This is a genomic window from Salinicola salarius, assembly GCF_003206135.1.
Taxonomy (GTDB): Bacteria; Pseudomonadota; Gammaproteobacteria; order Pseudomonadales; family Halomonadaceae; genus Salinicola; species Salinicola salarius.
The window spans coordinates 148,086-158,802 of sequence record NZ_PZJT01000001.1; the positions used below are offsets into that span (position 1 = coordinate 148,086).

General features: G+C 63.6%; 8 protein-coding genes. 2 read left to right on the top strand and 6 right to left on the bottom strand.

Features of this window, described 5'->3' with window-relative positions; genetic code table 11:
- Positions 1 to 146 precede the first annotated feature (146 nt).
- Positions 147 to 1,529: an exodeoxyribonuclease VII large subunit gene (gene xseA / locus DOM32_RS00650; RefSeq protein WP_110630303.1), complete on the top strand. Its 1,383-nt coding sequence runs from the start codon at positions 147 to 149 to the stop codon at positions 1,527 to 1,529.
- Between the two features lie 128 nt (positions 1,530 to 1,657).
- Here the strand turns inward: xseA and glrR are convergent, their stop codons facing one another.
- The 6 genes from glrR to DOM32_RS00680 form a co-directional block, all read right to left on the bottom strand.
- Complete coding sequence (gene glrR / locus DOM32_RS00655) at positions 1,658 to 3,037, bottom strand: two-component system response regulator GlrR (RefSeq protein ID WP_110630484.1); 1,380 nt, start codon at positions 3,035 to 3,037, stop codon at positions 1,658 to 1,660.
- Between the two features lie 232 nt (positions 3,038 to 3,269).
- A complete protein-coding gene (locus DOM32_RS00660) occupies positions 3,270 to 3,806 on the bottom strand; it encodes a hypothetical protein (protein ID WP_110630305.1) in 537 nt (178 codons plus the stop codon).
- Complete coding sequence (locus DOM32_RS00665) at positions 3,791 to 5,347, bottom strand: sensor histidine kinase (RefSeq protein WP_244179747.1); 1,557 nt, start codon at positions 5,345 to 5,347, stop codon at positions 3,791 to 3,793. The genes DOM32_RS00660 and DOM32_RS00665 overlap by 16 nt, the downstream gene beginning before the upstream one ends.
- An 839-nt stretch (positions 5,348 to 6,186) precedes the next feature.
- Complete coding sequence (gene argA / locus DOM32_RS00670) at positions 6,187 to 7,497, bottom strand: amino-acid N-acetyltransferase (RefSeq protein WP_110630307.1); 1,311 nt, start codon at positions 7,495 to 7,497, stop codon at positions 6,187 to 6,189.
- Between the two features lie 127 nt (positions 7,498 to 7,624).
- Complete coding sequence (locus tag DOM32_RS00675; RefSeq protein ID WP_110630309.1) at positions 7,625 to 8,893, bottom strand: inorganic phosphate transporter; 1,269 nt, start codon at positions 8,891 to 8,893, stop codon at positions 7,625 to 7,627.
- Positions 8,894 to 8,948: 55 nt separating this feature from the next.
- Positions 8,949 to 9,629, bottom strand: coding sequence for a TIGR00153 family protein (locus tag DOM32_RS00680; RefSeq protein ID WP_110630311.1), 681 nt, complete (start codon positions 9,627 to 9,629; stop codon positions 8,949 to 8,951).
- Between the two features lie 188 nt (positions 9,630 to 9,817).
- Between DOM32_RS00680 and DOM32_RS00685 the strand changes: the two genes are divergently transcribed.
- A complete protein-coding gene (locus tag DOM32_RS00685; protein WP_157956992.1) occupies positions 9,818 to 10,708 on the top strand; it encodes a CYTH domain-containing protein in 891 nt (296 codons plus the stop codon).
- Positions 10,709 to 10,717 lie beyond the last annotated feature (9 nt).

Genomic DNA, 10,717 nt, shown 5'->3' on the forward strand with positions numbered 1-10,717 from the left:
TTAATCGCGCATTATAGTCGCTTGGCCGACGCTGCTCAATGGCAGTCGCGGGTCGCGTCGTGTCGTCGAGTCGGGGCGATGCCGGGCGGCTTCGTGTTAGTCTGGCCGCCATTCGTCATTCACACGTTCTCTTTCCGGATCACGCCATGTCCGCGTTCACGACAACGCCGTCGCCGCAGGCGATCTCCGTCAGCGATCTCAACCGCCAGGCCCGCCAGATGCTGGAGCGCGGCTTCGGCGACTGCTGGGTCGAGGGGGAAATTTCCGGGCTGGCGCGGCCCGCTTCCGGCCACATCTACTTCACGCTGAAGGATGCCAAGGCGCAGCTCAGGTGCGCGTTCTTCCGCAACCGGGCGAGCCTTTCCCGCACGCCGTTGAAGGATGGCGACCGGATCAAGGTGCGCGGGCGGGTATCGATCTTCGAGCCGCGGGGCGATTACCAGTTGATCGTCGATGCCGTGCAGCCCAGCGGCGAAGGCGAGCTGATGGCGGCCTACGAGCGACTGAAGCGGCAGTTGACCGCCGAAGGCGTGTTCGCCAATGCCCGGCCGCTGCCCTACCCGCCCCGGCATCTGGCACTGATCACCTCCCCTACCGGCGCGGCGATTCGCGATGTGCTGGCGGTGCTGCGGGCGCGCTGGCCGATGGTCCGCGTCAGCGTATTTCCGTCGCCGGTGCAGGGCCGGGAGGCGCCGCCGGCGCTGATCCGGGCGCTGGCCCTGATTAATCGTCAGGTGAGAACCAATCGTCAGGCGCGGCGGGAAGACGCAAGCGACCCGTTCGACGCGATCCTGATCACCCGCGGTGGCGGCAGCCTGGAAGACCTGTGGGCGTTCAACAATGAGCATCTGGCGCGGGCGATCTTCCATTCGAAGTTGCCGGTGATGGCCGCCATCGGCCACGAGGTCGACGTGACGCTGGCCGAGTTCGCCGCCGATGTCCGCGCGCCGACGCCCTCCGCCGCCGCCGAGCGGCTGGTGCCGGATCGCCGCGATCTCGAGGCGACGCTGAATCAGCAGCGGAGAAGGCTTCATCAGGCCTGGCGCGGGCGCTTCAACGCCGAGTCCCAGCGGCTCGATCATCTGCGCGCGCGGCTGCGCCATCCCGGCGAACGCCTCGCTCAGCAGCGTCAGCATCTGGCGGGGCTGGATCGCCGGCTGCAACTGGCGATGCGCCAGCGCCTGCAACGCGATCACCAGCGGCTGGAGGCGGTCACTCGGCGCTTCACGCTGCATGACCCGAGCCGGACGCTGCGCCAGGCTCGCGAACGGGTCGAACAGCTCCGGCAGCGGCTGGAAGCCGGTCAGCGGCGGAAACTGCAGCAGGAGCGCCAGAACCTGCAGGGAATCGCCCGCGAGCTCAATGCGGTCAGCCCGCTGGCCGTGCTGGGCCGGGGCTATTCGATCCTGCAGGACGACCGCGGCCAGGTCGTCCGCGCCGCCAGCCAGACCCAGCCCGGCCAGACGCTGACGGCCCGTCTCGGCGAAGGCCGCCTGAAGCTGGAGGTGAAGCGGCGGCTGAAGCGCTGATACATCGAGAAGACAGAGCGGTTGCCGCTCGGTAATCGACGACAAGCCATCGGCAAAAAGCCACCGCCAGCAATTCGCTCATCGCCGGCGGTGGCTTTCGACTTTCCTGTACTCGATTGCGAGCGGCGTCAGCCAGTCGGATCCGGCATTGCGCTCGGCTTGAAAGAGCCGGGATCGAGGTCGTGACGCGCGAGCAGCTTGTAGAAGTCGGTGCGGTTGCGTCCGGCGATGCGCGCTGCCTGGGTGACGTTGCCTTCGGTGATCTTGAGCACCTTGATCAGGTAGCTGCGTTCGAACCCGGCGCGCGCCTCGCTGAACGAGGGCAGCGCGTTCTCCTCGGCGGCCAGCGCCTGCGACACCAGCGCTTCCGGAATCATCGGCGTGCTGGTCAGGGCGACGCACTGCTCGACCACGTTGACGAGCTGGCGCACGTTGCCGGGCCAGCCGCTGGAGGCGAGCAGGTTGAGCGCTTCCGGCGAGAAGCCTTTGACGAACGGTTTATGCCGCGCCGACACCTGGGAAACCATGTGCTTGGCCAGCAGCGGGATATCCTCGGCCCGCTCGCGCAGCGGCGGCAGCTTGAGATTGACCACGTTGAGGCGGTAGTAGAGATCCTCGCGGAAGTCGCCTTCGTGCATGGCGCGGTCGAGATCGCGGTGGGTGGCGGAGATGATCCGCACGTCGATCGGAAACGACTTGGTGCTGCCCAGCGGGCGAACCTGGCGCTCCTGCAATACGCGCAGCAGCTTGACCTGCAGCGGTAGCGGCATGTCGCCGATCTCGTCGAGGAACAGCGTGCCGCCGTCGGCAGCCAGGAACAGCCCTTCATGCTGGCTGACCGCGCCGGTGAAGGCGCCGCGGGCGTGACCGAACAGCTCGCTTTCCAGCAATTGCTCGGGCAGTGCGCCGCAGTTGATCGCCACGAACGGCTTGTCGGCACGCGAGCTGGCCTGATGCATGGCGTTGGCGAGAAGCTCCTTGCCTGTACCACTGGGGCCAGTCACCAGCACGCTGACATCGGAGGCGGCGACCATGTAGGCCTGTTCGAGCACGCGCTCCATCTGCGGGCTGCGGGTAATGATCTTCGAACGCCACGCTTCGCCGCCCTCGCCTCGCGTGGTCGGGGTCTGCTTGAGCGCTTCGTCGATCGCTTCGAACAATTCGTCGCGATCGACCGGTTTGGTCAGGAAGCTGAACACGCCCTGGCGAGTGGCGCTGACGGCATCCGGTATCGAACCGTGGGCAGTGAGGATGATCACCGGAATACCCGGCACCCGCCGCTGCAGCTCGTGGAACAGGGTCAGCCCATCCATTTCGTCCATGCGCAGATCGGAAAGCACCAGATCCGGCGAGGTCTCTTCGATGTGGGTCAGCGCTTCGCGACCGCTCTCCGCCGTGGTCACCCGGAAGCCGCGGCTTTCCAGACGCATGCCCAGCAGCTTGAGCAGGCTGGTGTCGTCGTCGACCAGGAGAATGTGGGCGGTGTTGCTGCTCTTGCCCGGCTGCATGGCCGGGGTTCTCACCGGTCGGGTCTTGGGTGTTTCGATATTCAATGACATGGGATGGGCACCTCCTGCCACCGCTTCACCCTATCGATGCCGATAAAGGCGTGTCACGCTCGATGTGACGCGGTCGTGCGACGCCGGTATTGCCTGGGTCGCACGGATGGCCTGGTTTTACGTGTGTGTTGATATTCGCGGGGATCTTGTCTTGAAGATCGGTCGCGAGCGTCCTCGGAGATCAATCGCGTGCGTTGATGGTCCGCTCGATGTCGGTCAATGCATCCAGCTTGTCCGACATCTCCTGGAGTTGTTGTTTTAGTTTCTCGTTTTCGTCTTTCAGTGCCTGCGTGTCGTCGCGCCGACCGCCCTGACTCCCACCCCGCTGCGCATAGAGCTGTCGCCGCGCTTCCAGACCGTTCAGCCATTGCCGAAGCAGCGGCTGCAATCGGGAAGGTGCGGCGTCGATGGAGGCCTTGTAGAGATCGGAGGCTTCCCGCCATTCGCCGGGGCCATCCCAGGAGAGCACCACGGCGCGCACGGCCTTCTGGTCCATTCGGCCCTGGCCGACCCTGGCCAGGGTCTCTTCGCGCCAGTCGTCATCCCCGCGCTGCGCTTGCAGGCCGAACTCGACCCAGGTATCGACCAGGCATACGTTGTCGGCGTAGGTCGGGATCTCGCCGCAACCGTAGGGCACGGGCTCACTGGTAAGGGACTGACAGCCTGCCAGCGCCATCACGCCGAACAGGGCAAGCGTCGTTCTCATTTGACTGACCATGTTTCCTTCCTTGAATCACCGCCCGGCAGCGTCTCGTCCGGTGCGGCGTCATTTTCGTATTGCGTTCCATGCATCGGGAAATCCGCCCACGGCAGGGTAAGACGGAAGCAGACCGGCAGCTCGGCATCGTCCACCAGCGCCAGTTGGCCATCCTGCAACTTGGCGCAGTCCGCGGCGACCGAAAGCCCGATGCCCGATCCCTTCAACGGGCCCTTGCGCCTCACGCTGCCCTGGTAGAAGGCTTCGAACAGATGCTCGCGATCGGCTTCGGCAATGGGCTCGCCGCTGTTGGCGACATCCAGTACCAACCAATCATGCTGGTTCGAGACACGAATCACCAATTGACCACCGTCGTCGCCATAGGCGATGGCATTCGAGATCAGGTTGTCCAGCACGCGCGCCGTTCGCTCACGGTCCGCCTGCCATTTCAGCGGATGATGCGGGCTCTTGACGCGCATCCCCTTGTTGTCGAGCGCCAGCCGGTGCTTGGACAGCACTTCCTGGATCACCGTCGCGACATCGAACGAGGTGACTTTCATTCGGCGGCTGTTCTGCAACAGATTGTAGTCCAGCAACTGCTCGATCAACGTCTGCAGTTCCTGCCCGTTCTCGTCGATCAGCCTGACGACTTCACTCTGGCGCTCGTTGAGCTCGCCGGCCACACCGTCGGACAGCAGCGAAGTCCCTTCCCGGACGCTGGTCAGCGGTGTTTTCAGCTCATGCGACATGTGGCGCAGAAACTGCTGTTTCTGGGCTTCCAGCTCCGAGAGCCGCCCGGACAGCCAGGTCAGCCGGTCACCCAGTTGGACCAGCTCCGCCGGCCCCTGGATACGGATCGGCGTGTCGCTGCATTCGCCGCTGCCCAAACCGAAGATACGCCGTTCGAGCTGGCGGATGGGACGCGTGATCAACCAGGTGAAAAACAGCATCAGCATCAGGCTGGCGGAAACCAGCGCCGCGGTCTGCATCCACAACCGCGCCTTGACCGCATCCGCCTGCTCGCGAATATTGGCGATGCGCGTGTCGATCAGATCGTTGGTGGCTTTCCTGACCGCATCGGACTCCGAGGCAAAACCGGAGAAGCGCTCCAGAAACGCGCTCATATCCTCCACCGAGGCCTGGGGCAGATAGCGCAACTGCTGGTAGCGCTCGGCCAGCGACTGAAAATCCGGGTTATTGCGCATCAACGACTCATGCTGTTGCAGCAGCTCGCCGAACTGTCGAACCTTCTGATCGTAGATGTCGCGCAGCCCTTCTTCCTCGATGACTGCGTACTGGCGGGCGCTGCGCTCCATTTGCAGCGCCAGCGTACTCAACATGCGTGCCCGGCGCGTCTCTTCGACGGCTTCCCGGGCGCTCTGGTCGGCAAGCGTCGACAGCTGCGATAACGCCTGCCCGGCCTGAAACATCAGCACCGCTATCGGCAACATGACGACGACGAAGGCCAGCAACACGAGTTGCAGTAGCGAGCGAGGACGCCAGCGTCGGGAGAGCTTGGTGGTCATGAAAATCGCTCTATGCAGGATGCCCATCGGGGTCATGGATCGTTCCGCAAGAATAGCATTATTATTGAACGCCCATTCGGGCCATACGTGGTGGGTTCGAGAAACCCGCACAAAAAAAGAAGGCCGGCAGAGCCGGCCCAAGGTACGCAGGGAACTGAAGGGTCGAGAACGACCTGGAAACACTGCCTGAATCAGTCATTCGAGATCGCTCCCCTGGCCCGAAGGGCCCGAGAGCCCCGAAGGGCTCGAGAGCCCCGTAGGCCCCGAAGCCGGTATTCGATTCGGCCATTCAGGGGCTATCGAATATCGTGGCGGCGAGCCGCTGCTTCGTGTCTGAACCGGTCGCCTGGCTTTCCGAAAGCGTGATTATGAAAAACGTTTCGAAAAACGCTGCGACCGGTCGCAATGGGTCCCCTCTTTCGAGGGGGAAGGCATCCTTGCCGGGGCATCCTTGCCCTAATGGTGCATCTCCTTGCCCGATGGGCCGCACCCGTCTCATCGCAACCTAAGTCACACATCGCGTGGAGCAGACGCTGTCGAATCTTGCCAGGCCCTGCACAGGGTAGTTGGGGGCCTGAGAAGATCCGCCGAGATGACTTCCGGAGAGATCATCTCGTCGCTCTCGGTGAACAGTATTGCGACAGCCGTGCCAGTTTTATAAAAAACTATTTAAATCAGTAACTTAAATACGTAGAATTATTCGACAACGGATTGCCGGCAGTCTCTGCCCCGAAGAAACGCAAAAACGGGCTCAAAAACGTCTCCATAAGCAGACACCTTTTCGCCCTATTCAGAATATAAGAAAAAAATCAAAAAGTTACAGCGTCTCCATTTGGATACGCCAAGGCGCAATCTACGCGGTCAGGGGTGTCGCTCTAGAGCGACTTCAGCAAGACCTTGGAGCGTCGGGCCTGGTTATAGGTCTCGCGCTTCAAAGCAGGGAGCGCTTCCGGCGTGGCCAGGGAGAAGCCGCGTTCGACGAACCAGTGCGTGGTATGCGTGGTCAGGGCGAACAGCTCAGTGAGCCCTTGTCGCCGGGCGCGACGCTCGATCTCGGCAAGCAGCGTCTCTCCCCGGGCACCACGCCGATAGTCGTCGTGCACGGCCAGACAGGCCAGTTCACCCATTCTGGCGTCGGCGTAACTGTGCAACGCCGCGCAGCCGATCGCCATGCCGTCGCGGTCGATCACGATGTAATCCTCGATCTCGTGCTCCAGCCGCTCCCGGGTCCGGGCCACCAGCATGCCGCTGGCCTCGAGCGGCTTGAGCAGCGCGAGCAGGCCGCCGACATCGTCCAGCACCGCCTGCCGCAACTGCTCGTAGCGGTTCTGGGTGATCATGGTGCCGACCCCGTCGCGGGTGAACAGCTCGCCAAGCAGGGCGTCGTGGTCGTGCCAGGAAAGCAGGTGGGTACGGCCGACACCGTGACGGGCCGCGCCGCAGGCCGCGCCCAGATGGCGGGCAAGCTCGCTGCCGGGTGTCGCCCGCTCGCGCAGGGTATCGGCTTCGTCAGGTGTCAGCTGGCGCTGCAACTGGCCGCTGTCGTCGTGCAGCCCGGCCGATTCACCCAGCAGGATCAATTTATCCGCCTTGAGCGACACCGCGACATGCTGGGCGATCTCCGAGGCGTCGAGATCGAAGACCTCGCCGGTGCGGGAGTATCCCAGCGGCGGCAGGATCACCAGATTGCCACCGGCGAGCAGGCTCTCGATCGCCTGGCTGCGCACGCGGCGGACTTCGCCGCTGTGATCGAAATCCACCCCGCCGCGCACGCCCAGCGGCTTCGCCGTCACCAGATTGCCGGAGACGGCAGTGAGTTCGACACCATGCAGCGGCGTATTGGGCAACCCCAGCGAGAGCTGGGCTTCGAGTTCGAGACGGTTTACCGCGGCAATGCGTTCGACGTGATCCATGACCTGGCGATCGGCGACCCAGCGCCCGCCGATGCGCACCGGCGTGATCCCGGCCGCTTCCAGCGCGGCGCCGACCTGCGGCCGGATGCCATAGACCAGCACGACCCGAACGCCGAGCGTATGCAGCAACGCCAGATCCTGCAGCAGCTGGCCACGTCGCGACGACGCCATCGCCTCGCCTTCGACCAGAATGACGAAGGTCTTGCCGCGGTGGGCGTTGATGTAAGGCGATGAATGACGAAACCAGTCGACGAAGGGAAAACGCGAGTCCAAGGATTAGACGCTCCGGCTGTGGGCTATGAGGCATGACCCGCGAGGGGTCTGCCTCGAACTATACCAGAGCGTCTTTGGGTCGGTAGACCAGCACCGACGGCTACGGGTCGGTAAATGCGAATCGGCTTTAGCCGAACATGCCCTTGAACATGAAAAAGAAGGCGATCGACAGCAGCGCGCCCGCCGGCAGCGTGATCAGCCAGGAGAGCACGATCGAGCCGAGCACGCGCAGGTTGAGTGCGGCCATGCCGCGCGCCAGGCCCACGCCGAGCACGGCGCCGACCAGGGTGTGCGTGGTCGAGATCGGCAGGCCGGTGCCGGAGGCCAGCACCACGGTCGACGCGGCGGAGAGCGTCGCGGCGAAACCGCGGCTCGGGGTCAGCTCGGTGATGCCGGTGCCGACGGTGGCGATGACCTTGTGGCCGTAGGTCACCAGGCCGACCACGATCCCGCCGCCGCCGAGCACCAGCACCCACCAGGGCATGGCGGCAGCGCCGGAAACACCGCCGCCGTTCTCGACCACGCTGATCACCGCCGCCAGCGGACCGACCGCGTTGGCGACGTCGTTCGAGCCGTGGGCGAAGGCCATGGCGCAGGCGGTGAACATCATCAGCACGCCAAAGATGCGCTCCACGCTGGAGAAGTCGTAGTTGCTGCGGGCACGGCGGTCACCGCGGTTGATCCGGTTTTCCAGCAGCAGGCCGAACATCATGATGATCACGCCGAACGCCACCGCCAGCAGCAGGCTCTCGCCAAAGGTCAGCTGCAGGCCAACGTGGGACAACCCCTTGACCAGGGTCACCATCGAGACGATGAAGCCGACCAGGAAGATATAGCCCGGCACATAGCGCTTGGCCGCCGCGAACGGATCGGGGTTGTCGAAGATCAGCACCTGCACCGAGCGGAACAGCATGAAGGAGAACACGCCAGCGATCAGCGGCGACGTTACCCAACTGAGCGCGATCGTTCCCACCGCGCCCCAACTGACCGATTGCACGCCCAGCCCGGCCACCGCGAAACCGACGATGGCGCCGACGATCGAGTGCGTGGTGGAAACCGGCCACCCCTTCAACGAGGCGATCAGCAACCAGGAGCCTGCAGCAAGCAGCGAAGCCAGCATGCCGTAGACCAGCATCTGCGGGTCATTCTCGAGCAGGGCCGGGTCGATGATGCCTTTGCGGATCGTTTCGGTGACCTGCCCGCCGGCCAACCAGGCGCCGAGGAACTCGAAGATCACCGCAATGACGATCGCCTGCTTGATGGTGATCGCCTTGGAGCCGACCGAGGTTCCCATGGCGTTGGCGACGTCGTTCGCTCCAACCCCCCATGCCATGAAGAAACCGAAGACACAGGCAAGAATGATGAAGACATCACCGTATTGCGCAATGATGGACATAGGCTTTTATTCGCTTGAGTGGCGTGACGAAGGCGTAGAATGACGAAGCCCGCGATCAGCGGGCCGTCAGTATCTGCAGGCGGCTGCCCACGCGCTCGGCGCGGTCGGACAGCTCGCCGATCCATTCGATGATTTTATAGAGAAAGATGACATCGACCGGCGGCAATTCCGCCTCGAGCTGGAACAGCTGGCGACGAATATCGATCTGCTGGTCATCGGCCTGGTGTTCGAGATCATGCAGCTCCTTGATCAGCTCGTGCATGACGTCGGAGACATTGCGGCCAAAGCCGGACTCGAGCAGGTCTTCGAGCTCCTCGAGCGCCTTGCGCGCCTGGTCGACGGTGGCCACGGCGGTACGCAGATAGCCGCGCATCGGCTCCGCCAGCGGCTCGGGAATGATCATGTTCCGGCCCAGCATGATTCCGGTGATATCCCGGGCCTTGTTGGCGATCTTGTCCTGGACGCTGATCAGTTCCAGCAGATCGGAGCGCGAGACAGGCAGAAACATGGTATTGGGCAGATTGAGGCGCAGCTGCGTCTTGAGCTCATCCGCATCGTGTTCGAGACGGGTGATCGCTTCGCGGTGCTTGCGCGCTTCTTCCCAATCACCACCCAGCGCGGCATCGAAGAATGGCAACAACTGGCCGGCGCACTCGCTGGTCTTGACGATATGAGCCAGAAGCGGCTGGAACGGCGATCGTCCAAACAGCGCCGAGAACGGATTGGTACTCACCATAACGTGGCCTGGATGCGTTGGAAGTGGCGGCGTCAGTATAATGATTGCATCTGGATGCGTCATGAAAAATTCATGTTGATACCGACGTCCTGTCTTGTATTCGAGACAGCGTTCGTCTTTTGTCCAGGACGGTCTTTCAATTCAGGATGGCCGTTCCTTCAAGAACAGACAATCACTGCGGAGCATGCATGAGCGACGAGATCGAACTCAAACTGGCACTGTCGCCCGAGGGTCCTGCCCGCCTGATCGATCACCCCCTGTTGAGGAAGATGGCCTCGCGCATGGTCTCTCTGGGCAATCAGTATTACGACACCGCCGAGGCGATATTGCAGTCGCGCCGGGTCGCGCTGCGGGTCCGTCGTCAGGGAGAGCAACGTCTGCAGACGCTCAAGAGCGCCGCTGAGAGCCATGGCGGCTTGTCGAGTCGCGGCGAATGGGAGTGGTCGCTGGACGGGGTCGAGTGCAATGCCGCGGGCCTCGATGTGAACGGGCTGCGCGCCCTCGAACACCCCGCCCTCGCCGATCTGGACCTGGCGACGCTGCGCCCGGTTTTCACCACCGATTTCGAGCGTCGGCTCTGGCGTTACCAGGCCGAAGGCAGCGATATCGAGATAGCGCTGGATCAGGGCACCATTCACGCGGGCGATGCCAGTTTGCCGATCTGCGAGCTCGAGCTCGAACTCAAGAGCGGCCACCCCGAGCAGCTCTGGGCATTGGCGCAGGCCCTGTGCGAACCGGCGACCCCGAGGGCAACGCCGCTACCGGCGCGCCCGGCCAACCACAGCAAGGCCAGCCGTGCCGCCTGCCTGGGCAGCGGATGGCCCGAACCTTCTTCGCATCGAGAGGTTTCCGTGGATACGCTGATCGACGCGATCGACAACTGGCAGGACAGCCAGCATGCTGCCTGGCTCGCCAGCGCCGAAGCACAGTGCGAACGGCTCGTTCGCCAGTGGCGGGAAGCCCCTCGTCGACATGACGACCGCCTTCCGGCGATCGAGCGGATTCACACCGCCCTGAACCAGGGGGTCGTACCCTGGGGCGGCCAGGACTGGCTGGCTCTCAGGCGTCAGGATCCCTAGGGTCTGTTG

Excerpts from the sequence above, each read along its gene's own strand:
- xseA (WP_110630303.1), top strand. The coding sequence starts at position 147 with ATGTCCGCGTTCACGACAACGCCGTCGCCGCAGGCGATCTCCGTCAGC.
- glrR (WP_110630484.1), bottom strand. The coding sequence starts at position 3,037 with ATGCAGCCGGGCAAGAGCAGCAACACCGCCCACATTCTCCTGGTCGAC.
- DOM32_RS00660 (WP_110630305.1), bottom strand. The coding sequence starts at position 3,806 with ATGGTCAGTCAAATGAGAACGACGCTTGCCCTGTTCGGCGTGATGGCG.
- DOM32_RS00665 (WP_244179747.1), bottom strand. The coding sequence starts at position 5,347 with ATGACCCCGATGGGCATCCTGCATAGAGCGATTTTCATGACCACCAAG.
- DOM32_RS00675 (WP_110630309.1), bottom strand. The coding sequence starts at position 8,893 with ATGTCCATCATTGCGCAATACGGTGATGTCTTCATCATTCTTGCCTGT.
- DOM32_RS00680 (WP_110630311.1), bottom strand. The coding sequence starts at position 9,629 with ATGGTGAGTACCAATCCGTTCTCGGCGCTGTTTGGACGATCGCCGTTC.
- DOM32_RS00685 (WP_157956992.1), top strand. The coding sequence starts at position 9,818 with ATGAGCGACGAGATCGAACTCAAACTGGCACTGTCGCCCGAGGGTCCT.